Origin of the sequence: Humibacillus sp. DSM 29435, from assembly GCF_001758225.1 — a bacterium.
Classification (GTDB): Bacteria; Actinomycetota; Actinomycetes; order Actinomycetales; family Dermatophilaceae; genus DSM-29435.
On sequence record NZ_MAST01000005.1, the window covers coordinates 68,847 to 92,266 of the forward strand.

The 23,420-nt window shown below is 71.1% G+C and carries 18 protein-coding genes; 1 reads left to right on the top strand and 17 read right to left on the bottom strand.

Translation table 11 applies throughout. The features are described from left to right. Positions 1–124: 124 nt before the first annotated feature. The 3 genes from BA895_RS05055 to BA895_RS05065 form a co-directional block, all read right to left on the bottom strand. On the bottom strand, positions 125–1,390 hold the full coding sequence (locus tag BA895_RS05055; protein WP_070190862.1) for a trans-acting enoyl reductase family protein: 1,266 nt from the start codon (positions 1,388–1,390) through the stop codon (positions 125–127). A 118-nt stretch (positions 1,391–1,508) separates the two neighbouring features. Further along, positions 1,509–2,435, bottom strand: a complete 927-nt coding sequence (locus tag BA895_RS05060; RefSeq protein ID WP_083282986.1) for a DUF429 domain-containing protein — start codon at positions 2,433–2,435, stop codon at positions 1,509–1,511. A gap of 35 nt (positions 2,436–2,470) precedes the next feature. Then, complete coding sequence (locus tag BA895_RS05065) at positions 2,471–2,761, bottom strand: winged helix-turn-helix transcriptional regulator (RefSeq protein ID WP_070190807.1); 291 nt, start codon at positions 2,759–2,761, stop codon at positions 2,471–2,473. 75 nt (positions 2,762–2,836) lie between these two features. On the opposite strand from BA895_RS05065, the gene BA895_RS05070 reads away from it, so the two are divergent. Further along, a complete protein-coding gene (locus BA895_RS05070) occupies positions 2,837–6,940 on the top strand; it encodes a putative inorganic carbon transporter subunit DabA (RefSeq protein WP_070190808.1) in 4,104 nt (1,367 codons plus the stop codon). On the opposite strand, the gene BA895_RS05075 is transcribed toward BA895_RS05070, so the two are convergent. From BA895_RS05075 to pyrR, 14 genes are all read right to left on the bottom strand, one after another. Then, a complete protein-coding gene (locus BA895_RS05075) occupies positions 6,941–9,106 on the bottom strand; it encodes a primosome assembly protein PriA (protein WP_254666327.1) in 2,166 nt (721 codons plus the stop codon). Between the two features lie 16 nt (positions 9,107–9,122). After that, positions 9,123–10,343 carry a methionine adenosyltransferase gene (metK, locus tag BA895_RS05080; protein WP_070190810.1) on the bottom strand — a complete coding sequence of 407 codons (1,221 nt, stop codon included), beginning with the start codon at positions 10,341–10,343 and terminating at the stop codon, positions 9,123–9,125. Between the two features lie 73 nt (positions 10,344–10,416). Next, positions 10,417–11,655, bottom strand: a complete 1,239-nt coding sequence (gene coaBC / locus BA895_RS05085; protein ID WP_070190864.1) for a bifunctional phosphopantothenoylcysteine decarboxylase/phosphopantothenate--cysteine ligase CoaBC — start codon at positions 11,653–11,655, stop codon at positions 10,417–10,419. Positions 11,656–11,686: 31 nt separating this feature from the next. Next, on the bottom strand, positions 11,687–11,950 hold the full coding sequence (rpoZ, locus tag BA895_RS05090) for a DNA-directed RNA polymerase subunit omega (RefSeq protein ID WP_070190811.1): 264 nt from the start codon (positions 11,948–11,950) through the stop codon (positions 11,687–11,689). Positions 11,951–12,060: 110 nt separating this feature from the next. Further along, the gene (gene gmk, locus BA895_RS05095; RefSeq protein ID WP_070190812.1) at positions 12,061–12,678 is read right to left on the bottom strand and encodes a guanylate kinase; all 618 of its coding nucleotides are present in this window, start codon (positions 12,676–12,678) and stop codon (positions 12,061–12,063) included. Then, a complete protein-coding gene (gene mihF, locus BA895_RS05100) occupies positions 12,675–12,992 on the bottom strand; it encodes an integration host factor, actinobacterial type (RefSeq protein ID WP_070190813.1) in 318 nt (105 codons plus the stop codon). Before mihF ends, gmk begins: the two co-directional genes overlap by 4 nt. Positions 12,993–13,283: 291 nt before the next feature. Further along, positions 13,284–14,126, bottom strand: a complete 843-nt coding sequence (gene pyrF, locus BA895_RS05105) for an orotidine-5'-phosphate decarboxylase (protein ID WP_070190814.1) — start codon at positions 14,124–14,126, stop codon at positions 13,284–13,286. 54 nt (positions 14,127–14,180) lie between these two features. After that, positions 14,181–15,128, bottom strand: coding sequence for a dihydroorotate dehydrogenase (locus BA895_RS05110; protein WP_070190815.1), 948 nt, complete (start codon positions 15,126–15,128; stop codon positions 14,181–14,183). Continuing rightward, positions 15,128–16,039: a dihydroorotate dehydrogenase electron transfer subunit gene (locus BA895_RS05115; RefSeq protein ID WP_371327692.1), complete on the bottom strand. Its 912-nt coding sequence runs from the start codon at positions 16,037–16,039 to the stop codon at positions 15,128–15,130. Before BA895_RS05115 ends, BA895_RS05110 begins: the two co-directional genes overlap by 1 nt. Then, positions 16,036–19,356, bottom strand: coding sequence for a carbamoyl-phosphate synthase large subunit (gene carB, locus BA895_RS05120; protein WP_070190816.1), 3,321 nt, complete (start codon positions 19,354–19,356; stop codon positions 16,036–16,038). The genes BA895_RS05115 and carB overlap by 4 nt, the downstream gene beginning before the upstream one ends. Then, positions 19,356–20,525, bottom strand: coding sequence for a glutamine-hydrolyzing carbamoyl-phosphate synthase small subunit (gene carA, locus BA895_RS05125; protein ID WP_070190817.1), 1,170 nt, complete (start codon positions 20,523–20,525; stop codon positions 19,356–19,358). The genes carB and carA overlap by 1 nt, the downstream gene beginning before the upstream one ends. After that, the gene (locus BA895_RS05130; protein ID WP_070190818.1) at positions 20,525–21,838 is read right to left on the bottom strand and encodes a dihydroorotase; all 1,314 of its coding nucleotides are present in this window, start codon (positions 21,836–21,838) and stop codon (positions 20,525–20,527) included. Before BA895_RS05130 ends, carA begins: the two co-directional genes overlap by 1 nt. Continuing rightward, complete coding sequence (locus BA895_RS05135) at positions 21,835–22,815, bottom strand: aspartate carbamoyltransferase catalytic subunit (protein WP_070190819.1); 981 nt, start codon at positions 22,813–22,815, stop codon at positions 21,835–21,837. The genes BA895_RS05130 and BA895_RS05135 overlap by 4 nt, the downstream gene beginning before the upstream one ends. Further along, positions 22,812–23,402, bottom strand: coding sequence for a bifunctional pyr operon transcriptional regulator/uracil phosphoribosyltransferase PyrR (gene pyrR / locus BA895_RS05140; RefSeq protein WP_070190820.1), 591 nt, complete (start codon positions 23,400–23,402; stop codon positions 22,812–22,814). The genes BA895_RS05135 and pyrR overlap by 4 nt, the downstream gene beginning before the upstream one ends. Positions 23,403–23,420 lie beyond the last annotated feature (18 nt).

The following is a 23,420-nucleotide window of genomic DNA, read 5'->3' on the forward strand; positions in this document are numbered from 1 at the left end:
GACGGTTCCTATCCTCCAAAGACATGTTTGGAAGTATGGAACGGCTCGCGCCCTACTGTCAAGCACTTCTTTGGCGGTCGGTTCGGGGCACCTCGCAGAACGGCTGCCCACCACCCCCGGCGCCTCACGACTCGACAGCCTCCCGGGTGTCGAACACGAAGCCGTGGGCCCGCAGCCGGTCGACGAGCACGCCGCCCATCGCGGTGGCGGGCGTGAGCACCCCCGACCGCTCGGGTAGCAGGTCGCCGTCGAGGGCGAGGCTGAGGGCGGCCTCCCCCAACATGACGGCGGTGCCGTTGTAGCCCGGGTCGTAGTCGGCGCCGACCTTGGTGAGGTAGCGAGCGCCCGTCGTGGTGGTCGACCGGATCTCCATCCGGAACCGGCCCGCGGCTCGCTGCTCGGCGGTCGGCCCGTCTCCGGGCTTGGGCAGCACCCGGTCGAGCACGGCGCGGGTGGGCCGGTACGCCAGGCCCGCCACGGCCGCGCCCAGCCCGACCGCCATCCCACCGGCCATCAGCGGCGACACCGGGCTGGAGCCGAAGTCGGTCACTTCCCGGTACCGGAAGTCGCGGCCGTACGACCAGTCGGTCAGGGTGTTCGACAGCCGCACGATACGGGTGTTGAACGCGGCCATGATGAACGGCCCCGTCCAGCGACCCGTCTCGGCGTCGCGGTCAACGGGCACCCACCGCTTGAGTGTGGCCAGCACCCCGCTGCCCGAGCGGCGTGACGAGACCGGCTCCTCCGACCGCCTGGGGCTCAGGCCGTAGGGGTCGTTCACGGTACGCCGCGCCACGGCGTCGTCGCGGGCGATGATCGCCTGCTGGCGGCCGGAGTCGATGGTGCCGCCCGAGATGCCGCCGCGCAGCGACCGCACGGTCAGGGTCGTCTCGCCCAAGGTGCCGGCGCCGTCGTTCGCGGCCCGTTCGGCGGTGACCAGCACGCCGAGGTCGGAGGGGATGGAGTCGAAGCCACACGCGTGCACGATGCGCGCGCCGGTCTCTTCGGCGCGGGCTGCGACCTCGTCGAGCGACCACCGCACGAAGAGCACCTCACCCGTCAGGTCGGCGTAGTGCGTTCCCTCCTCAGCGCAGGCCCGCACCAGCTCCTTGCCGTAGCGGGCGTAGGGTCCGACCGTCGTGGCGACCACGGTGGTGCGAGCCGCCATCCGGCCCAGCCCCACGGAGTCCGATGCCTCGACCGTCACCAGCTCCCAGTCGGCGGCCGCCGCTCCGAGGTCGGCCCGCAGGGCCTCGAGCCTGGCGTGCGACCGGCCCGCAAGCGCGACCTTCACGTTGGGCCCGGCGTGGTCAGCGAGGTGAGCTGCCGTCAGGGCCCCGACGAAACCGGTGGCGCCGTAGAGAACGATGTCCAGCTCACGAGTGGTCATGGCGACACTCTGCCATCCGGCCATGAACCGACCAGCCCGCCACCCGTGCTGGTCGGCACAAACCTGTCCTCGACCTGCCGCCGACCTGCCGCCGACCTGCTGTGCGGGCAGCCGGTCGTCAGGTCCAGATGGCCGCGGGGATGCCGTCCGAGAAACGTTCGGCGTCGGCCGGCAGCGACGTGGCGACCCCGTTCGCGTGGCGAGCGGCTGTCCACGCGACGGCGCAGGCGTCGAGCACGTCGTCGGCGCCGTACCCGGCGCCCGACAGGATGCTGGGCGAGGCGATGCCGACGCCACGCAGTGCCTCGAGCCGGGCCGAGCGGCCGGCATCCGACTTCTTGCTGGGCAGGATCGGGGAGCCGACGATGGCGGCGAACGACAGCTCAGGATGCACCTCGATGACCGTCACCGTCGGGCGGGAGCGCACCCACGCGTCAACCTCGACGATCTTGTCGCGCAGCGCAAACGCCTGCGCACCGACCCCCTGCCCGCACCGCGACCGGTTGACGGTGTCGGCAGCGGCGCGGTCGGACGCCGAGTACGCCGCCCGGGTCAGCGTCGAGAACACCGACGAGGCCTTGCCCGGCAGCGCCTTGCGGGCGAGGCCGTCGGCTTGGCGAAGCGTGTTGTCGGGCAGCCCTATCGGGATGTCGATGCCGACGACTTCCACGCCGAGCCAAGTGCGCACCGTTTCGACGAGCTCGGCGATGGTTCGGGCCACGGCGACGCGAGGGCGAGGCGCGCCGGGCTCGAGAACCGCACCGACCCAACCACCGCGGCAGCCGTCGACCCCCAGCACCGGCACGGTCACCTCGACCGGCTCGGGCAGGGCAGGCCCACTCGGGCCGACCCGTCCGGATGGACCATCGGGCGCCCCGAGCGCCTCCGTCAGCCGAACCAGCGTGTAGGTCGCGGCGGCGAGTGCCTCATTCACCTCGTTCGCCTCCGGGCGCGTGTCGCGCGCCACGGCACGCGCCAGCACGTCGACCTCAACCGCCAGCGCGAGCGCCAAGGCCCGGGCGGTCGTCAGGTCTTGGGGGCGCACCCTCCGACGCTACGGCACGCCCGTCAGGTCGCGCCTCAGGCTTCCGCGAAGAGGGCGAGGAGCGCCTTGATCCGCACCGTGGACTCGGCAGGGTGTCTCAGCCGGCCCTCGGCGGCGAGACGGTAGACGTTGCGCCGTCCGACCTTCTCCTTGGTGATGTAGCCCGACTCCTCCAGGTCGCGCAGGATGAGCTGCGCGGCCCGCTCGGTGACTCCCACGTCGACCGCGAGATCCCGGATGCGAGCGTGGGGGTTGCGGCTGACGGCCACCAGCACATGGCCGTGGTTGCTCAGAAAGGTCCACGTTCGTCGAGTCCCCTGGTCCATGCCTCACCCTAACCGGCGTCGACTCTCCGACCAGAACCGAAATACATGAACTGTGTTACGTGTATTGTGCTTCCCATGAACTGGTTTCTCTGGACCCGCCGCGTCAGCGTTCTTGTCGTGCTGGCGGGTGTGACGGCCGCCCCTGCCGCCTTCCTCGGGCAACCCTGGCTGCTGGCGCACAGCCTTGGCCCCGTGACCATCGGTCTCTACCTCGACGCCATCTCGACGCTGCTCCTGGCCTTCGTCGGACTCCTCGTCTGGGTTGTCACGACCTACTCGCTGACCAACCTGCGCGGACGCGACGGCCTGGCACCCGCCGGAAGGGCACTGTTCGCAGCGCTGCTCGGCCTCGTGGTGATGGTCGCGAGCGCAAGTCTGGTCACCGTCGCGCTCGGGTGGACCGTCAGCGGGCTGGCCGTCGGCCTCGTCGTCGCGCGAACCGGCACCGGTCGCGCACCGGTCGCGGCTCGCACGATGCGGCGGCACCTGTTGGTCGGCGACCTCGCCCTCTGGTCGGGGATCGTCGTCGGCCTCGTCTGGTTGCCGTCGCTCGACCGCACCCGGCTCGGCGAGGTGACGAGCGGAGCGCCTGTCGTGGTCGTTGCCGTGCTCCTCGTCGTAGCCTGCGTGACGCGAAGCGGCCTCGTTCCGTCGCACCGGTGGCTCGCCGAGACCGCCGAGGCGCCGTCACCGGTGTCGGCGCTGCTGCACGCCGGTGTGGTCAACGGCGCCGGAGTGCTCGGCGTGCTGGCCTGGCCGCTCTTCCGGGCGGCTCCCCTGGTTCTGCTCGGCCTGCTCGTGCTCGGAGCCGCCTCCGTCGTGATCGGTGCGTGGGCCGGGCGGGTCCGGTCCGACGTCAAGGGTCGGCTGGCCTGCTCGACGACGAGCCAGATGGGATACATGTGCGTTCAGCTCGGCCTGGGGCTGCCCGCGATGGCCCTCATGCACCTGCTGGGGCACGGCGCCTACAAGTCGTGGATGTTCCTGCGTGCCGGTGGGGCCATCGCCCGGAACCGCGACCACGCGCCGTCCGCGCCAACCGCCCCGCTCCTCGCTTCCCGTCTCGCCCCATGGGCTGCCGCCGTGGTCGCGGCCGGGACCGCCGCACTGGTCGGCGCCCCTGCCGCCCGCGAGCTCACGGCCTCAGCAGGCGTGACGGCCCTCATCCCCGTGACCCTGGTCGTGCTGTGCGCCGTAGTGGCTGCCCGCGCAGCCGCCTGCCTTCCCCGGGCGACGGGTGTGCACAGTCTGGTCGCGATCGTGGCGGCCGGGATCGCGGCCGGGCTCTACGGGTGGGTGCTCGTGGGGTGGGAGCACGCCCTGACCCCGGCGCTCCCCCGGGATGCCGTCTGGGACCCACTGTTCGCGACCGTGCTCGTCGCCGGTCTCGTGGTCGCTGGCGCGGCTGTCGTCGTCGGCAGCCGCTCGCTGAGCGCGAGGCCCGACTCGCCCCTTGCCGTGCGGCTGCTCCCGACGGCCTTGGCGCCGAAGGCCCGCCACCGCCGCTACGCGTCGCTGCCCCGCTGTGCCGGCCCGTACGACTCGCGCCACGTGGTGAGCGGCCCGGTCGCCGGTGCGGCCGTGATGGCGGCCGCCGCGACCGTCGGCACCTCCTGGCCGCTGCGGAACATGGTGGCGGCCAACCCGCTGGCTCGCCTCGAGTCGATGCCCTTCGACGACGCCCTCGACGTCGCGAGCCGGGCTCACTCCCTGGCCGGCGCATCCCCGGTGACCGGTCGGGCGCCGCTGCGCTACTACCTCGACCTGTTCGACTCCGGCCGGATCCACCCCAGCCACCTGGCGGCCGCCCTCGCGGAGGTCGGCGACGCAGCCGTGAACGGCACCGTCGGTCTGGGTACGGGTGGCCCGGCTACGAGTGAACCGGGCCTGCTGGATCCGGTTCCGGCCATCGAGCGGCTCGTCGCTGACACGCGGTCGCAGGTGGCTGTCCGAACGGCATCCACCGAGCCGCGCGACCCCGTCTCGGTGCTGAGGTTCTGCGCGGCCCTGTCTCCGTCCTCCGTCACCCACACCGTCGAGCTCGTCGACGCTCACGCCGCCCTCTGGGCCCAGCGTGCCTGGCCGACAACGGGATCCGACGCACCCGGAGCTACTGATCACGATCCGTCGGGCCCGTGGGACCGTTGGATCCGGGCGGCGGCTCGGCCCAGCTACGACGCGGCGACCGGCATCCGAGGCGCAGCCGCCTGGGTACGTACGCTGCCCGAGGATCCTGCCGCTGCCATCGAAGAGCTGGCCCGGCGCGTCGAGCTGCGGGCCGATCTGCTGGTCGGCTACCTGGTGGCGACCCTGGCCTCCGCCCCTGGTTGGTCCGCGCACGCCTCCTGGCGAGCCCGTCGGTCGGGTGAGACGGCACCCCTGCTGCAGCTCGCTGCCCTGCGCATGGCTCACGACGTGCTCTTCTCAGGGGCGGTCTCGCGCGGCCGGCCGCGAACCGAGCTCGCGCTCTCGACGGTCGACGCCGAGGCTGCGACCGGGCCCACCGGTCCGGCGAGCGTCACGAGCACCGAGACGGCACGCATCTGGCAGCGCGCCCTCGAGATCGGCGTCGAGGAGTGGTTGCTCACCCGGATCGTGCGGTCGATCGCGACCTCCGATCTCGACCTGGCGAACCCCGAGACCGGCACCCGGACCGGTACCGAGACCCGGGCCGCCGGGGTCGCTGGTCGGCCGCAGAGCCAGTCGCTGTGGTGCATCGACGTCCGCTCCGAACGGGTCCGCCGCCACCTCGAGGAGTCGGGCGACCACCGCACCTACGGGTACGCCGGGTTCTTCGGCGCGGCCGTGCGTTACCTCAACGCCGACGGGGTGGCCCACGACCAGTGCCCCGCGCTCATCGAGCCCTCGTTCACCGCCCGTCGTCGGCCCACGCCGCTGCGCTTCCGGCAGGTTCTGCACCGGTCTGCCACAGCCGTCAGCGCCACGCCCCTGGGGGCGCTCGTGGTGGCGGAGGGCGGCGGCATCCTGGCCGCGCTCTCGTCCACGAGCGCGCTGCTCGCCCCGGCGACGGTCCGGCGGTTCGTGCGGGGCTGGATCGGTGATGACACTCGCGCCGAACAGACTCCACTCGTCACCGACCTCGGTCTTCGCGAGAAGGTCGACCTTGCGGTCGCGGCTCTGCGAAGCACCGGGCTGACCGAGAACTTCGCACCCCTCATCGTCGTGTGCGGCCACGGGTCGACGACCGAGAACAACGCGTTCGGCACGGCCTACGACTGTGGCGCCTGCGGTGGCAACGACGGTCGCGTCAACGCGGCCCTGCTCGTCGACGCCCTCAACGACGACCAGGTACGGGCCCGGCTGGCGGACCAGGGGCTACGCCTGCCGGTCGACACCCTCGCGGTGGCGGCTCTGCACGACACGTCGACCGACGAGATCACCCTTGCCCGGCCGGGCGAGCACCCCGAGATCGAGGCGGCGTTGACGGCAGCAGGCCGGCGCGCCGCCCTCGAACGCGAGCGGCTGCTGCCGGTGTCGGGCCGAACCACCCGACCGATGTCGCGGCCCGTCGCGCGCCGGGCCGCCGACTGGTCAGAGCCCACCCCGGAGTGGGGCCTCGCCGGCAATGCCGCCATCGTCTTCGGGCCGCGAGAGCTCACCATCGGGACCGATCTCGGCTCGAGGGTGTTCCTGCACGGGTATGACCGTCACGGTGACCGAGACGGCAGCGTGCTCGAACAGCTGATGACCGCCCCGCTCGTCGTCGCCCAATGGATCAACGCCCAGTACTACTTCTCCGCAGTCGACCCCGACACGTTCGGTGCCGGTGACAAGACCACCCACAACGTCGTCGGAGATGTCGGGGTGCTCACCGGCGCCCACGGCGACCTGCGCACCGGCCTGCCCTGGCAGTCCTTGTTCCGACAGCCACCTGGCACGGGGCCACTGTCGCAGAGCCTGGTTCACGAACCCGTGCGCCTCCTGGCCGTCGTCGACGCCGAACCCGACGTGGTGGCCGGCATCGTCGAGCGGCACGAGACCCTGACCCAGCTCGTCGGGAACGAGTGGATCCGCCTGGTCTGTCTCGACGCCGGCCAGGCCATCACCCTGCTTCCCGACCTCACCTGGCGGCCGTGGCGGATGCCGTCAACCATGTTGCCGTCGCTGCGCGAAGAACGGGCCGTCGACGCGTCGACCCGCCCCACCGGCCGAGACTGATCACCAGCTCTCGTGCGGGTCGACCCGCACGGTGACGACGTCGGCGTCTTTGCGGGCCGAGCGGAAGGCCCGCAGCGAGCTCAACGCGCTGGTCAGCTCCAGGGTGCGGCGGGAGTCGATCCGCACGAAGACGTGCCAGTCGGGGCCGGTGTCGGCGCGTCGGTCGCCATGACTTTCGTGGCGCACGTGGCTCACCTGACCTGCCGGGGCTGCCTGTGCCGCCTGGCCCGGTCTGCTCGTCGAGACCGGCATGGGCCCCAGCACCGAGGCACCCGCGGGAAGGTCGAGGTGGACCAGGGCGTCGTCCAGGGCCCGACGCGGACCGGTCAGCTGCACGAACCGGGCCGCTGGGGGCAGATCGAGCTCGCGCCGTTCGGCCAGCTCACGCTCTGCGAGCCAGGCCGGGTCCCAGCGCACGAGAGCCTCCACGGCCCGAAGCGCCACCACCTCGGGTACTCCGCTGAGCACCACCGCCCTGCCGGGCCGGGCCAGCGCCGCCGCCGCGGCCCAGCGACGCAGCGACTCGAGAGGGGCATCGAGCACGGGCAGGTCGAGACTGGCCCAGGCGTCGAGCAGGAGCACGGCCGTGTACCCGCCGTCGGCGACCGGCTCGGCCCCCGGGGTGGCGATGACGATGGCCGGTTCCGGGCCCACCTGGGCCAGCACCTCGCCCGATCCCGAAGCGATCACCGGCACGCCCGGGAAGGCCCGGCCGATCTCCTCCGCCGTGCGCCGCGCCCCCGTGACCGCCGACCGCAGCCGCCGCGCACCGCAGTGGGTGCATTCGAAGTCGTTGGTCGCCACCGCGGTGCCGCACCAGCGGCAGGCCGGCGGCGCCCCGCTCGACCCCAGCGCCATCGGGCCGGCGCACCGCGCACAACGCACGGCCGACCGGCACTCCGCACACGACAGCGACGGCAGGTAGCCGCGCCGCGGCACCTGCACGAGCACCGGACCGTCGACGAGGGCGTCCTTGGCGACCCGCCACGCGCGCGACGGCAGATGGGCTCGGGCCGCGGGGCCGTCGCGCTCCTCGTCAAGACCCTCGCCGGCCACCGTGACCACCGGCGCTGCAGCACGCACCACGACCGGTTCGGCCGAGACTGCGACGAGCCGACCGGCCTCGACCTCGACCTGGGTTCGAAGACTGCGCACGAAGCCACCGGACAGCAGCGCGGCACCGCACTGGTCGGCGCGCAGAGAGAGCACGACCCCCGTCTGGTGGTACGGAGCGCGTGGCTCGGCGAGCAGGTCGTCGCCGTCATCCCACCAGGCGACCAGTCCCAGGTCGTGCACCGGCGCGAAAGCTGCGGCCCGGGTGCCGATGACGACCCGCACATGCCCCCGCAGCACCTTGAGCCAGGCCGTGTAGCGCGCCTGCGGCCCTTGGTCGGCGGTGAGGCGTACGTGCCGGCCGGCGCCGAGCACCTCGGTGAGCTCGCGGTCGAGACGCACGACGTCGCGGTGGTCGGGCACCACGAGCAGGGCCCCGCGGCCACCGGCCAGAGCCGTGGCCGCCGCCACGGCGAAGGCCCGGGGCCAGTCGTCGTCACGACGGCGCGTGGGAAGGGCCGACCATGCCGCGCGCGGCGACCCTCCGTCTGCCACCCGGCGCAGCCACGCCGGCCCGGCCGGGTACGCCGCCCACGGCCCCGGCTCGGGGGCGGGCGGAAAGGTCGTTGTGGTGTCGACCGGTTCGGCTGTCTCGGCAGGGTCCGGGGCGGCCGGCGGGGGCGGCTGCAGAGACAGGTTGCGTTCGGCCGTGGCGTGACGCTTCGGCACCGCGAGGCGGAGCACGTCGCTGAGCGTGCCGGCGTATCGGTCGGCCACCGCCCGGGCGAGCGTGCGCACCTCGGGGGTGAGCACCGGCTCGGGGCTGACCACCCGTCGCAGCGGCGCGAGTCGTCCTTCGTGCTGCGGCTGCGCCCGCCGCTCGATCACGAAGCCTTCGAGGTCACGCCCGGCGAACCGCACTCGCACCCGCGCCCCTGCAACGGCATCCGCCGTCATCTCCTCAGGAACGGTGTACTCGAAGACGCGGTCGAGGTGCGCGAGCGGCGTCTCCACGACCACGGCTGCTACCGGCAGGTTGCGGTCGGGGGTATCCCCCCGATCGCGTGCTGCCGCTCGCTGCGCTGCTGGTGCTTCTGGCTCGTCGGTCGCCACGGGGGCGAACCTCGCCTCAGCCGGCGACGGCGGCCTGGAGCGCCTCGACCCGGTCGGTGCGCTCCCAGGTGAAGCCGTTCTCGATGCCGGGTGCCTCGGTACGACCGAAGTGGCCGTAGGCGGCGGTCGGCTTGTAGATGGGACGCAGCAGGTCGAGGGCCTCGACGATCGCGCCGGGTCGCAGGTCGAACACGGTGGTGATGGCCGTCTGGATCTTGTCGACCGGAACGGTCTCGGTGCCGAAGGTCTCGATGTAGAGACCGACCGGCTGCGCCTTGCCGATCGCGTAGGCGACCTGAACCTCGCATCGCCCGGCGAGCCCAGCGGCCACGACGTTCTTGGCCACCCAGCGCATCGCGTACGCGGCCGAGCGGTCGACCTTGCTGGGGTCCTTGCCCGAGAAGGCACCGCCGCCGTGACGGGCCATGCCCCCGTAGGTGTCGACGATGATCTTGCGGCCGGTGAGGCCGGCGTCACCCATCGGGCCACCGATCTCGAAACGGCCGGTCGGGTTGATCAGGGCGCGGAAGCTGCTCGTGTCGAGCTCGGTGCCGCTGCTGGCCAGCTCGTGCAGCACCGGTTCGATGACGTGCTCACGGATGTCGGGTTCGAGCATCCGCTCGAGAGAGACGTCGGGCGCGTGCTGGGTGGAGAGCACGACGGTGTCGAGCGCCACGGGGCGGTCGCCGTCGTAGGCGATCGTGACCTGGGTCTTGCCGTCGGGACGCAGGTAGGGCAGCACATCACCCTTGCGCACGGCGGTGAGGCGCTCGGCCAGGCGATGCGCGAGGTAGATCGGCAACGGCAACAGCTCGGGCGTGTCGTTGCAGGCGTAGCCGAACATCAGGCCCTGGTCGCCCGCGCCCTGCTTGTCGAGGGGGTCGATGCCGCCGTGCCGGTTCTCGTGGGCGGTGTCGACACCCTGGGCGATGTCGGGTGACTGGGCCCCGATCGAGATGGAGACGCCACAGGTGCGGCCGTCGAAGCCCTTCTGCGACCCGTCGTAGCCGACCTCGAGGATCGTCTCGCGAACGATCGCGGGGATCTCCACGTAACCGACGGTCGAGACCTCGCCGGCGACGTGCACGAGGCCCGTGGTGACCATCGTCTCGACCGCGACCCGTGCGTGCGGGTCAGCCCGGAGCAGGGCATCGAGGATCGAGTCGCTGATCTGGTCACAGATCTTGTCGGGGTGCCCCTCGGTGACGGACTCGGACGTGAACAGGCGTGCGGGCACGAGGAAGCTCCCTAACTGGGGTCGGTGACGACAGCTGGCTGGTGGTGGGTGGTGTGGCGCGTGAGTTTACCGGTCACGTCAGGAGCCGCTCGATGGCGTCCATGACCGCCTCGGCGACGGCGTGCTTGGAGGTGGGGCCGACGGTGACCGCCTCGTCGTCGCCCCGGCGCAGCAGGTGCACGGTCGTGTCGTCGCGACCGAAGGTGAGACCGTCTCCGACCTCGTTGACGACCTGCAGGTCACTCCCCTTGCGCGCGAACTTCGCTCGCGCGTGCTGCATGACCGAGCCGTCGGCGTCACCCGTCTCGGCCGCGAAGCTGACGATGACCGGGAGCGCGGAGCCGTGTTCGGCCCGAGTCGCCACGAGGCCCTTGACGATGTCGGGGTTCTCGACCAGCTCGAGCCGCAGACCCGCGGCCGGCTCGGCGGGGTTCTTCTTGATCTTGTGAGCGCTGGCGCTGGCGGGCCGGAAGTCGGCGGGGGCCGCCGCCATCACCACGACGTCGGCCTCGGCCGCCGCCGCGTCGACCGCCGCCTTGAGCTGTTCGGTGGTCTCGACCGCGACCAGCGTCATGCCCTCGGGGGTCGGCAGGCCCACGTTGGCCGCCACGAGCGTGACGACGGCTCCACGCGCCTGCGCCGCGCGTGCGATGGCGTAGCCCTGCTTGCCGGAGCTGCGGTTGCCGATGAAGCGCACCGGGTCGAGCGGCTCGCGGGTTCCGCCCGCAGACACGACGAAGCGCCGTCCCTGCAGCCGACCGCCAGCCGATGCCGGGCGCTCACCGGCATCCGCCACGACGGTCAGGCAGGCAGCGTAGAGGTCGGCCGGCTCGGGCAGGCGCCCCGCGCCGGTGTCAGCACCTGTGAGCCGGCCGTGCACGGGGTCGATGACGTGCGCACCCCGCTCACGCAACGTGGCGATGTTGGCGCGGGTGGCCGGGTGCTCCCACATCTCGGTGTGCATGGCCGGGGCGAACACCACCGGGCACCGGGCGGTCAGCAGCGTGCTGGTGAGCAGGTCGCCGGCCAGCCCGTGGGCGGCTTTGGCGACGAGGTCGGCCGTCGCAGGAGCGACCACGACCAGGTCGGCGTGCTGCCCGATACGCACGTGCGGCACCTCATGGACGGCGGTCCACACGTCGGTGCTGACCGGTTTGCCAGAGAGGGCCGCCCAGGTGGGGGCACCGACGAACTCGAGGGCGGCAGCCGTGGGCACGACCGTCACGTCGTGGCCGGCCTCCGTGAACAGCCGCAGCAAAGAGCACGCCTTGTAGGCGGCGATGCCACCACTGACACCGAGAACGACCCGCAGGCGGGTGCTGGAGCCGGCCACCAAACGCAGTTCAGGCCTCGGTCGGCACAGAGGTGAGCAACCGCTGGTTGATCTCGCGCAGGGCGATCGACAGCGGCTTCTCGTGAACCTCGGTCTCGACGAGCGGGCCGACGTAGTCGAGCAGGCCCTCCTGCAGCTGCGAGTAGTACGCGTTGATCTGACGGGCCCGCTGGGCCGAGTAGATGACGAGCGCGTACTTGGAGTCGGCGACGGTCAGGAGGTCGTCGATCGGCGGGTTGGTGATGCCGATGGGGGCGGCCTTGGTACCGGACACGGTGATCTCGTTTCGTTCGGGGTGTGCATGGTTTAGACGGCCAGGGCGCACGCCGGAGCGCTTCCGAGATGCGTCCCAGGGTCGGAGCAGGGGCGGAGCCAGGGTCAGGATCAGACGTCCGCCGACCCTGATCTCATCAATGATACGAGTTCTTCACTGGCCCGACGAACATCGTCGTTGACGATGACCTCGTCGAACTCGCTCTGGGCCGCCATCTCGGTGCGGGCGGTGGCCAGGCGGCGTTCGCGTTCGGACTCGTCCTCCGTGCCTCGACCGACCAGGCGTCGCACGAGCTCCTCCCAGCTGGGTGGGGCGAGAAACACGAACAGGGCGTCGGGCCATGAGTCGCGCACCTGGCGGGCACCCTGCAGGTCGATCTCCAGCAGGGCGTCGCGGCCCTCGCGGATGGCCCGCTCGACAGGCCCGCGGGGCGTGCCGTACTTCGCCGCGCCGTGCACGACGGCGTGCTCGAGAAACTCCCCGGCCAGGGCCAGCCGGTCGAACTCCTGGTCGTCCACGAAGTGGTAGTGCACACCGTCGACCTCCCCGGGTCGCGGTGGTCGGGTCGTCATCGAGACCGAGAACCAGACACCGGGGAAGTGCGTTCGTACGTAGGCCGACATGGTGCCCTTGCCTACGGCGGTCGGACCGGCCAGCACGACGAGTCGCCCGACCCGGCGCCGAGGAGCCTCGACCGGCTTCGGCTGCTGGTCACCGTTCGACGTCACGACTTCTCGAAACGGCGCAGCAGGGCCGCAGCCTGGTTCGCGCCCAGGCCGCGCACCCGGCGTGACTCGGCGATGCCGACCTCGGCCATGATCGCCCGGGCCCGTACCCGACCCACGCCGGGCATCGCCTCGAGCAGCTCGGTCACCTTCATCTTGCCGATGACCGGGTCGATCTTGCCGTCGTCGATGACCTCGGAGAGCGAGCCGCTCGAGTACTTCAGCCGGTTCTTCACCGCCGCTCGCTCCCGACGAGCCGCGGCGGCCTTCGCCAGCGCTGCCGCGCGTTGCTCAGGGGTGAGCGGTGGTAGTGCCACGGTCCAGAGTGTCCTTACTGATGTGGGGCGCTGATGTGGGGCGCTGATATAGGTCGCTCATATCGGGCGACGAAGGTGCCGCCATGGTGCACCATGGGGCGCCGACATGGGGCATCGCCTGGTGTGGCCCCGAGTGATCTGTTCCGCCCGAACCTAGCGACCCCTACGAGGGTGCCGCAACGCGGGCACCCGTGACCGCGCGGAAAGCCGGTGGTCGGCACGGCCGACACGGTCGACAAGGCGACCGGCTGGGCGCCTGGCAGCTCCCAGACCCACACGGGTGTCGAACGGTCAGCCCAGCAGCCCGTGCGCAACCCGCTCGGCCCGGTCGGCCAACCCGGAGACGCTGGGCCCCGCCTGCAGGATCTCGCGGCTCGAGGAGGCGAGCACCTGCGGCCGGGCCGACCCGAAGGCGAGCTCGAGGGCCGCCACGGTGCCGCCCTGGGCCCCGAACCCGGGCGCCAGCACCGGGGTGGCAGCGGTGACCAGGTCGAGACCGAGGTCGGCGACGGCGGTGCCCACGGTGGCCCCGATCACGAGCCCGACGCTACCGAGACCGCCGCGCTCGCGGGCGAGCGCGTTGTCGACGGTGGCGCCCTCGACGATCGATGCCGCCACGGAACGACCATTGCGGACGGCGTGCTGCACCGTGGCGCCTTCCGGGTTGGAGGTGAGGGCGAGCACGAAGACCCCCCGTCCGTTCTCGGCCGCGAGGTCGATGGCGGGGCGTAGCGACTCGTAGCCGAGGAAGGGGCTCACGGTGACCGCGTCGGCGGGCGCGACGGCATCCCTACCGAGCAGCGCCTCGGCGTACGCGGCCATGGTCGACCCGATGTCGCCCCGTTTGGCGTCGAGGATCGTCAAGGTGCCGCCTTCTCGCAGCTCGGTGAGCACCCTCTCGAGCACGGCGATGCCGCCACTGCCGAACACCTCGAAGAAGGCCGACTGGGGCTTGACGACGGCCACCCGCCCCGCGAACGCCTCCACGCAGGTCAAGGCGAACCGTTCGAGACCGGCCAGATCGTAGGTCAGGCCCCACGACTCGACGAGCGCCCGGTGCGGGTCGATCCCCACGCAGAGCGGACCCCTGCTGGACATGGCCTGCGCGAGCCTCGCGCCGAACCCTGGCGTCATCCTCGTTCTCCTGGGTCTGCTGGTCGGGTGTGCGAAGTACCGTGCGGGGCCGGCTCAGCGCACATGGGCGATACCGACCACGTCGGCGAAGGAGGCGAACCCCTTGGTCTCGAGCAGCTCGGTCAGCTCGGCGAGAACGCGCATCGGAGCCGACGGGTCGTTGAAGGTCGCGGTGCCGACCTGCACGGCGCTCGCCCCCGCCGCCACGAGCTCGAGCGCGTCGTTGCCGGTGCGCACGCCACCGACCCCGATGATGGGCACGGTGGGGATGCGGCCCTCGAACATCGCCTGGCGCACCTGCCAGATCGCCCGCACCGCCACCGGTCGGATGCCGGGCCCGGACAGTCCGCCCGTCACGCCGCCGAGCTGGGGGCGGAGCCGGTCGGTGTCGATCGCCATGCCGAGCAGGGTGTTGATCATGGTGAGCCCGTCAGCCCCCGCCTTGACGCAGGCCGCGGCGATGGTCGTGATGTCGGTGACGTCGGGGCTCAGCTTGGCGAAGATCGGCACGTCGCGGGGCAGCTGCTCGCGCACCAGGGCCACCACCTTGGCCGACGCCAACGGGTCGCAGGCGAAGACGAGGCCGCGGTTCGCAACGTTGGGGCACGAGATGTTGACCTCGACCCCAGCCACACAGCCGAAGGCTGGGCTGGCGCGCAACGCGGCTGCGACATGGGCGAACTCGGTGCTCGAGCCGCCGGCGATGGACGGCAGCACGGTGGCCCCCACCGAGGCGAGCCACGGCAGGTCGTGCTCGACGAACGCCGCGATGCCGGGGCCCTGCAGACCGATGGAGTTCAGCATGCCCGACGGCGTCTCGGCCATCCGAGGGGTGTCGCGCCCCGACCGGGGGTCGGCCATGACCGACTTCGTGACGAAGGCCCCGAGCCCTGCGACGTCGAAGAAGCGGTGCAGCTCCTGGCCGTTCGCCGCGCATCCGGATGCCGTCATGAGGGGGTTCGCCAGTCGCCGCCCGGAGAGCGTCGTGGACATCTCGACCATCAGTGCCCTCCCGTACGAGGCGCGCCTACCGCATCCGGTGGAACGTGGGCTCCGCTGCCGGAGAACGCATCCCAGCGCACGCGGTCGCCGCGGAAGACCGGCCCCTCGACGCACGAGCGCACCATGCGCGTCAGGCCGTCGTTGCCGACCACGGGCATGACACAGGTCATGCAGATTCCGATACCGCACGCCATCGACTCCTCGACGGCGACCTGGGCGACCGCGCCGTGGGCCGAGGCGATCTCGGTGATCGAATGCAGCATCCCCATCGGCCCGCACCCGTAGACGACACCGGCACCCGAGCTGGTGATCACCTCGGGCAGCACGTCGCTGACCCACCCCCGCTGCCCCGCCGACCCGTCGTCGGTGGTGACGGTGACTCCGTCGCTGCTGCGCCGGGCGAGGGTGACTCCGAAGAGCTTGTCCTCACTCGCCGCGCCCAGCACCATCTCGACATGACACCCGCGAGCCCTCAGCTCGGCGGCCAACCAGAAGAGGGGTGCGCTGCCGTACCCCCCTCCGACGAGAACGCACGCGACCGGCTCGGTCGGCAGCGGGAAGGCCCGCCCGAGCGGCCCCACGACGTCGATGAGGTCGTGGGCCTGCCGCGAGGCGATCCACCGCGTGCCGGCCCCGACCGCAGAGACGACGATCTCGACGGTGCCGCCGTAGGTGCCGCTCGGGCTGACCTTGTGGATCGAGAACGAGCGGCGCAGCAGGGTGCTGCTCGACTCGCCGCCGACCGCCAGGGCGACGAACTGACCCGGGCGGGCCAGCTCGGCCACGCCGGGCGCGACGAGCGTCAGGTGCTGGTACGAGCCGACCCGCCGGGTCGCGATCACCTCGGCCTGCTCCTGGGTGACCCGGGCCCGCCGGCCGGGTGACACGGGCTGGGTCACCAGGTCGCTCACCGTTGCACCTCGCCATGACGGCCGTACAGGTCGAGGTCGAACGCGTGGTCCTGCAACGACTTGACCCGGATCGGTTCGGTGAGCTGTGCCTCGATGCCGAGCACCGCCGCGGCCAGGGTGGCGATCGTGGTCACGATGGGCTTGTCGGCGCTCGTCGTCGCGGCCCGGATGGCGTACCCGTCAGCGCGGGCGTCCTGCCCGGAGGGGGTGTTGACGACCATCTGCACGGTGCCGTCCTGGATGAGGTCGACGATCGAAGGTTGTGCCAGGTCGGCCGCGCCCGCGCGTTCGGTGATCTTGCGAACCAGGGTGGCCTCGATCCCGTTGCGTCGCAGCACGGCTGCCGTACCGCTCGTCGCCAGGATGGTGAACCCGAGGTCGACCAGTCGCTTGACCGGGAAGAGCATGGCGCGCTTGTCGCGGTTGGCCACCGAGACGAAGACCGCACCCGACCGGGGCAGCGTCGAGCCGACGCCCTGCTGTGCCTTGCTGAAGGCCGACCCGAAGTCGTTGTCGATGCCCATCACCTCACCGGTGGAGCGCATCTCCGGCCCGAGCAACGAGTCGACTGCGATGCCGTCCTTGGTGCGGAACCGCTTGAACGGCAGCACCGCCTCCTTGCACGACATGGGCGCGTGGTCGGGCATCGAACCGCCGTCACCCGTGGGTGGCAGCATCCCCTCGTCACGCAGCTGCTGCACGGTGGCGCCGAGCATGACCCGGGCCGCCGCGCTGGCCAGTGGCACCCCGGTGGCCTTCGCCACGAAGGGCACGGTGCGGGAGGCCCGCGGGTTGGCCTCGATGACGTACAGGACGTCCTGGGCCAGCGCGAACTGCACGTTCATCAGGCCACGCACGCCGATGCCTTCTGCCAGCTTTCGGGTGGCGAGGCGTACCCGCTCCAGCTCACCGTCGCCGAGCGTCGCGGGCGGCAGCGTGCACGCACTGTCACCCGAGTGGATGCCGGCCTCCTCGACGTGCTCCATGATGCCGCCGATGTAGAGGTCGTCACCGTCGAAGAGGGCGTCGACGTCGATCTCGATGGCGTCGTCGAGGAAGCGGTCGACGAGGATCGGGTGGTCGGGCGAGGCCTCGGTGGCCTTCTCGACGTAGGTCACCAGCGCGTCGTCGTCGTAGACGATGACCATCCCGCGCCCGCCGAGCACGTACGAGGGCCGCACCAGCACCGGGTAGCCGATCTCGCGGGCGACGACGAGCGCCTCCTCCGAGCTGAACGCGGTGCCGTGCTTGGGCGCGATGAGACCCGCCCGAGCCAGCACCTGGCCGAAAGCGCCACGGTCCTCGGCCAGGTGGATCGCCTCGGGCGAGGTGCCGACCATCGGCACGCCCGCGTCGGCGAGCGCGCGCGCCAGGCCGAGCGGTGTCTGCCCGCCGAGCTGCACGATGACCCCCGCAACCGGCCCGGCCTGGGTCTCGGCGTGGACGACCTCGAGAACGTCCTCGAGCGTCAGCGGCTCGAAGTAGAGCCGGCTGCTCGTGTCGTAGTCGGTCGACACGGTCTCGGGGTTGCAGTTGACCATCACCGTGTCGAAGCCCTTGGCCCGCAGCGCGAACGAGGCGTGCACGCAGGAGTAGTCGAACTCGACACCCTGGCCGATGCGGTTCGGCCCCGACCCGAGGATGATCACCGCCGGGCGCTCTCGGGGTGCCACCTCCGTCTCCTCGTCGTAGGAGGAGTAGTGGTACGGGGTGCTGGCGGCGAATTCGGCGGCGCAGGTGTCGACCGTCTTGTAGACCGGGCGCACCCCGAGGGCGTGGCGCACCCCGCGCACGACGGCTTCCGGCATCCGGCGGACGTCGGCGATCTGCGCGTCGCTGAAACCGTGACGTTTGGCGAGCCGCAGCAGGTCGGGCGAGAGCTGCTCGGCATCTGCCAGAAGATCGGCGACCTCGTTGATGAGCGCCATCTGGTCGAGGAACCAGGGGTCGATGCCGGTCGCCTCGTGCACCTGCTCTACGCTGCAGCCGCCGCGAAGAGCCTGCTGCACCAGCACGATCCGGCCATCAGTCGGAGTCTTGGCCTCTTCCAGCGCCCGCTGGGCCGCCGCTTGGCTGAGCTCGCCGTTCCAGTGGAACGATGCGCCCTTCTTCTCCAGGGAACGCAACGCCTTCTGCAGGGCCTCGGTGAAGTTTCGCCCGATCGCCATCGCCTCACCGACCGACTTCATCGTGGTGGTGAGGGTCGGGTCGGCGGCCGGGAACTTCTCGAAGGCGAAGCGTGGCACCTTGACGACGACGTAGTCGAGGGTCGGTTCGAAGCTGGCCGGAGTCTCGCGGGTGATGTCGTTCGGCACCTCGTCGAGCGTGTACCCGATCGCCATCTTGGCGGCGATCTTGGCGATCGGGAAGCCGGTTGCCTTCGAGGCCAGCGCGCTCGAGCGCGAAACGCGCGGGTTCATCTCGATGACGATGATGCGACCGTCGACCGGGTTGACGGCGAACTGGATGTTGCAGCCGCCGGTCTCGACCCCCACCTCACGGATCACGGCGATGCTGATGTCGCGCAACCGCTGGTACTCGCGGTCGGTCAGTGTCAGCGCCGGTGCCACGGTGATCGAGTCTCCGGTGTGCACGCCCATCGGGTCGAGGTTCTCGATGGAGCAGACGATCACGACGTTGTCGGCGTGGTCGCGCATCACCTCCAGCTCGTACTCCTTCCAACCGAGAATCGACTCCTCGAGCAGCACCTCGGTCGTCGGGGAGTACTGCAGGCCCTGCCCGCCGATGCGGCGCAGGTCGGTCTCGTCGTAGGCGAAGCCCGAACCGAGGCCGCCCATGGTGAACGACGGGCGAACGACGACGGGGTAGCCCAGCTCGTCGGCGGCCGCGAGCAGCTCGTCCATCGAGTGGCAGATGAGCGACTGCGCCGACTCGGCGCCACAGCGTGCGACGACGCCCTTGAACGCCTCCCGGTCTTCACCCAGCTGGATCGCCTCGACGTTCGCACCGATCAGCGGGCACCCGTACTTCTCGAGAACACCGTTCTCGTGCAACGAGATCGCACAGTTGAGAGCGGTCTGGCCACCCAGGGTGGCGAGCACGGCATCGGGTCGCTCCTTGGCGATGATCGCCTCGACGAACTCGGGGGTGATCGGCTCGACGTAGGTCGCGTCGGCGAACTCAGGGTCGGTCATGATCGTCGCCGGGTTGCTGTTGACCAGCACCACCCGGATGCCCTCCTCACGCAGCACCCGGCAGGCCTGCGTTCCCGAGTAGTCGAACTCGCACGCCTGGCCGATGACGATCGGCCCCGACCCGATGACGAGAACGCTCTTGATGTCGTCGCGCTTCGGCATCAGACCGAGACCTCCGAGGTCTCGAGCATGAGATCGCTGAACCGGTCGAAGAGGTAGGCAGCGTCGTGAGGTCCGGCCGCCGCCTCGGGGTGGTACTGCACCGAGAACGCAGCCAGGCGTCCGGCGCGGCGTAGCTCCAGCCCCTCGACGACATCGTCGTTGAGGCACACGTGCGAGACGTGCGCCTGCCCGAAGGGGGTCTGGCTCGTGGCGTCGAGGGGCGCATCGACCGCGAACCCGTGGTTGTGGGCCGTCACCTCGACCTTGCCCGTCGTGCGGTCCATGACGGGCTGGTTGATGCCGCGGTGGCCGTACTTCAGCTTGTACGTGTCGAACCCGAGGGCTCGACCGAGCAGCTGGTTGCCGAAGCAGATACCGAAGAAGGGGATGCCGCGCCTCAGCACCTCGCGCAACAGCGCGACCTCGGCGTCGGCTGTCGCCGGGTCGCCCGGTCCGTTGGAGAAGAAGACTCCGTCGGGGCCGGCGTCGCCTACCGCGAGCACGTCGTCGATGGTCGAGGCAGCGGGTAGCACGTGCACCTCGATACCGCGTCGGGCCAGCAGCAGAGGCGTCATGGCCTTGATGCCCAGATCGAGCGCGGCCACCGTGAACCGCTTCTCGCCCTCGGCCGCCACGACGTAGCGATGGTCGGTACTGACCTCGGCCGCGAGGGCGGCCCCGGTCATCTGCGGGCTGTTCTTGACCAGGTCGAGCAGCTGGGGCGTGGGCCGTTCGGCGGCGGCGCCGCTGAACAGCCCGACCCGCATCGAGCCTCGTTCGCGCAGATGACGGGTCAGGGCGCGGGTGTCGATCTGACAGATCCCGACCACCTGTTGCGCACGCAGCTCGTCCTCGAGACTGCGAGACGAGCGCCAGTTCGAGGGCCGGATGGCGGGGTCACGCACGACGTAGCCCGCGGCCCAGATGCGGCTGCTCTCGTCGTCGTCGATGTTGACACCGGTGTTGCCGACGTGGGGAGCAGTCATCACGATGACCTGCCGGTGGTAGCTGGGGTCGGTGAGCGTCTCCTGGTAACCGGTCATCCCGGTGGAGAACACGGCCTCGCCCACCGTCTCGCCGACGGCGCCGTAGGAGGAGCCCCGAAAGAGTCGACCGTCCTCGAGCACGAGTACGGCCTCGTCTCGGTGCTGGCTGGGCAGGTTCAGCATCAGTTCTCGCTCTCGGTCACGGTGGTCAGCTCTCGTTCGGTGGTGTGTGTGACGGCGCCTCGGAGCAGTGTCGTCACGACCGCGCCCCGGAAGGTTCGCCCGTGCCACGGGTTGTTGCGACTTCGGCTGCGGCTCGTCGCGGCATCGACGGTCACCTCTCGGTCGGGGTCGATCAGGGTGATGTTGGCCGGGTTGCCGACCTCGAGCGGCATCCCGTGCCCCTGGAGGCGACCGATCCGCGCGGGGGCACTCGACATGACCCGGGCCACATCGGCCCACCCGAGCAGTCCTGGTCGCACGAGCAGGTCGCTGACCACGGCGAGTGCCGTCTCGAGGCCGAGCATGCCGAAGGCCGCGTCGACGAAGGCGTGCTCCTTGTCGTGGCGCGCGTGCGGCGCGTGGTCGGTGGCTACCGCGTCGATCGTGCCGTCGACGAGCCCTGCACGCAGAGCCTCGATGTCATCGGAGGGTCGCAGCGGCGGGTTGACCTTGTACACCGGGTCGTAGCCGCTCAGCAGGTCGGTGGTGAGGGCGAGATGGTGGGGGGTGACCTCGGCCGTCACGTCGATGCCCCGGGCCTTGGCCCAGCGGATCACCTCGACGGTACCGGCGGTCGACACGTGCGCGACGTGCACCCTCGAGCCCGTGTGGCGCGCCAGCATCACGTCTCGGGCGACGATCGACTCCTCCGCGATGCCCGGCCACCCGGGAAGTCCGAGGCGGCCCGAGAGCTCCCCCTCGTGGCAGCAGGCGGACGCGTCGGCGAGCCGAGGGTCCTGGGAATGCTGGGAGATGACGCCGTCGAAGGCCCGGATGTACTCGAGCGCCCGGCGCATGATGCGGCTGTCGTGCACGCAGTGGCCGTCGTCGGAGAAGACCCGCACCCGGGCCCGCGAGCGGGCCATCAACCCGAGCTCGGCCAGCTCGGCCCCTTCGAGGGCCTTCGTGACCGCGCCCACGGGCACGACGTCGGTCAGGCCGCAGGACCGCCCGAGGTCGAGCACGCGTTCGGCCGCCTCGGCAGTGTCAGTGACGGGTGAGGTGTTGGCCATCGCGAACACGGCCGTGAACCCACCGGCGGCGGCCGCCGCCGACCCGGTGGCGATCGTCTCGGCGTCCTCTCGCCCGGGCTCCCGCAGGTGCACGTGCAGGTCGACCAGCCCCGGGAGGGCGACCAGCCCGTCTGCGTCGATGGTCAGGTCGACGCGCTCGCTACCGAGCGAACCGACCTTGCGGATGACGCCGCCTTCGACGAGCAGGTCGGTCGCGTCGGCGCCGAGCGGCCGGGCCCCCTTGATCAGCAACCTGCTCACGCGGACACGCTCCTTTCCACATCGTCTCTGGTCGACTCGTCGCCGGCGAGCAGGTGGTAGAGCACCGCCATTCGCACGGCCACACCGGCCGACACCTGGTCGAGCACGACCGACTGGGGCGCGTCTGCGGCATCCGCCGCGATCTCCAGGCCCCGGTTCATCGGCCCCGGATGCATCACGAGAACCTCGGGGTTGCGGGCCACGAGGCGCTCGAGCCGCTCGCGCGTCAGCCCGTACCCGACCGTGTACTCGCGCGCCGTCGGGAAGTAGCCGCCGCTCATCCGTTCCCGCTGCACCCGGAGCATCATGACGGCGTCTACCGGGTCGTCGCTGTCGATGACGGCATCGAGGTCCCAGCCGGTCGCGAACCCATCGGTGGCGCTCCACGTGCCGATTCCGCTCGGCATCAGGGTCGGGGGGGCAACGACGGTCACCCGGGCCCCGAGGGTCTTCAGGGTGATCACGTTGCTGCGAAAGACTCGCGAGTGCGTCAGGTCGCCCACGAGCACGATGTGCCGCCCGTCGAGCTCGCCGAGGCGGGTGCGCAAGGTATAGGCGTCGAGCAGGGCCTGCGTGGGGTGCTCGTGCATACCGTCACCGGCGTTGATGACGCTGGCCCGCACCCACTGCGCCACCTGGTGGCAGGCCCCCGATGCCTGATGACGGATCACGAGGGCGTCCACCGACATCGCGTCGATGGTGCGTGCGGTGTCGCGCAGGCTCTCGCCCTTGCTTGTCGAGCTGCCCTTGCCCGAGAGGTTGATGGTGTCGGCCGACATCCACTTCCCGGCGATCTCGAAGGAGCTTCGGGTGCGGGTGGAGTCCTCGAAGAACAGGTTGATCACCGTGCGGCCACGCAAGGTCGGAACCTTCTTCACGTCGCGGCGCTGCAGGTCATGCATCGAGACCGCCGTCTCGAGAATGGCGATGGTCTCCTCCCGAGAGAGGTCGGCCGAGCTGATCAAGTGGCGGGTCATCGCGCCTCCCCTCCGCTGATACGCACGACGTCGAGCCCGTCGACCTCCACGACCCGCACCTGCACGCGTTCGTCGCGGGAGGTGGGCAGGTTCTTCCCGACGTGGTCGGCGCGGATCGGCAGCTCTCGATGGCCCCGGTCGACGAGCACGGCCAGACGCACTGCGCGCGGGCGGCCCAGCTCGGCGAGCGCGTCGAGGGCGGCCCGGATCGTGCGACCGGAGTAGAGCACGTCGTCGACGAGCACCACCACCTTGTCGTCGATGCCCTCGGGGGGAATGTGTGAGCGGTGTGCCGGGCGCATCGGATGCCGCCTGAGGTCGTCGCGGTACAAGGTGATGTCGAGCTCACCGACCGGTACGTCGATCCCCTCGACGGCGCCGATCGCTGCCGCGAGACGTCGCCCGAGCGGCGCACCGCGGGTCGGGATGCCGAGCACGACGAGGTTCTCGGCCCCCTTGTTGCGTTCGATGACCTCGTGGCCGATGCGCCGCAACGCCCGGGAGATGTCGTCACCGGAGAGCACGTCACGGGCACCGTCGGGCGCCTTCGAGGTGGGCTCGGACTCGGTCAGGTCTGGGCAGGACATGCCGCAGGACCTCCTTCC

Excerpts from the sequence above, each read along its gene's own strand:
- BA895_RS05055 (WP_070190862.1), bottom strand. The coding sequence starts at position 1,390 with ATGACCACTCGTGAGCTGGACATCGTTCTCTACGGCGCCACCGGTTTC.
- BA895_RS05065 (WP_070190807.1), bottom strand. The coding sequence starts at position 2,761 with ATGGACCAGGGGACTCGACGAACGTGGACCTTTCTGAGCAACCACGGC.
- BA895_RS05070 (WP_070190808.1), top strand. The coding sequence starts at position 2,837 with ATGAACTGGTTTCTCTGGACCCGCCGCGTCAGCGTTCTTGTCGTGCTG.
- pyrF (WP_070190814.1), bottom strand. The coding sequence starts at position 14,126 with ATGACGCCAGGGTTCGGCGCGAGGCTCGCGCAGGCCATGTCCAGCAGG.
- BA895_RS05110 (WP_070190815.1), bottom strand. The coding sequence starts at position 15,128 with ATGGTCGAGATGTCCACGACGCTCTCCGGGCGGCGACTGGCGAACCCC.
- carB (WP_070190816.1), bottom strand. The coding sequence starts at position 19,356 with ATGCCGAAGCGCGACGACATCAAGAGCGTTCTCGTCATCGGGTCGGGG.
- carA (WP_070190817.1), bottom strand. The coding sequence starts at position 20,525 with ATGCTGAACCTGCCCAGCCAGCACCGAGACGAGGCCGTACTCGTGCTC.
- BA895_RS05135 (WP_070190819.1), bottom strand. The coding sequence starts at position 22,815 with ATGACCCGCCACTTGATCAGCTCGGCCGACCTCTCTCGGGAGGAGACC.
- pyrR (WP_070190820.1), bottom strand. The coding sequence starts at position 23,402 with ATGTCCTGCCCAGACCTGACCGAGTCCGAGCCCACCTCGAAGGCGCCC.